The sequence below is a fragment of the Mesorhizobium sp. M1A.F.Ca.IN.020.06.1.1 genome, assembly GCF_004023265.1.
Classification (GTDB): Bacteria; Pseudomonadota; Alphaproteobacteria; order Rhizobiales; family Rhizobiaceae; genus Mesorhizobium.
The window spans coordinates 1-836 of record NZ_RZSR01001518.1; the positions used below are offsets into that span (position 1 = coordinate 1).

Below are 836 nucleotides of genomic sequence, written 5' to 3' on the forward strand. Positions count from 1 at the left end.
CCTCATCGTCCTCGCCGATGACGGCGGCGATCTCTTTGCCCTCGAGATTGGCGCGAACCACCTTGTGGCGGCCAACATCCTCGACCTTGCTGACGGAAACCGCCATGCCTTCGCGGCCGAGCCGGACATATTCGGGACGGATGCCGAGCTCGACGGGACCGGCTTCGGCCTTGGGTGCGCCCGGCAGTTCGATGCGCTGCGAGCCGAGCAACGCCGTCCTGCCTTCGAGCGCAACCGGGAGCACATTCATGCCCGGCGAACCGATGAAATAGCCGACGAAGGTGTGGCGCGGCCGCTCGAACAGCTCGGCCGGCGTGCCGATCTGCACGATCTCGCCGTCATACATGACCACGACGCGGTCGGCGAAAGTCAGCGCTTCGGTCTGGTCGTGCGTGACATAGACCATGGTGTAACCAAACCGGCGATGCAGCTGCTTCAGCTGCGAACGCAGCACCCATTTCATATGCGGATCGATGACGGTGAGCGGCTCGTCGAACAGGATGGCGTTGACGTCCGAGCGCACTAGTCCTCGACCGAGCGAGATCTTCTGCTTCTGGTCGGCGGTCAGCCGGCGCGCCTTCCGGTTCGCCATCGAGGCGAGATCGATCATGTCGAGCGTCTCGCGCACCTTGCGGTCGACATCGGCCTCCGGCACGCGGCGGTTGCGCAGCGGAAAGGCCAGATTGTCGTAGACGGTCATGGTGTCGTAGATGACCGGGAATTGGAACACCTGGGCGATATTGCGCTCCTGCGTCGACAGATTGGTCACGTTCCGGCCGTTGAACAGGAGCTGGCCGTGCGAGGGAGAGAGCAGCCCCGAGATGATGTTGAGCAAG

At 63.5% G+C, this 836-nt stretch carries 1 protein-coding gene; it reads right to left on the reverse strand.

Annotated features, from left to right (window positions below; all coding sequences use genetic code 11):
* Positions 1 to 836: ABC transporter ATP-binding protein (locus EOA60_RS35250; protein ID WP_164899885.1), on the reverse strand; the 836-nt coding region annotated here is incomplete at both ends.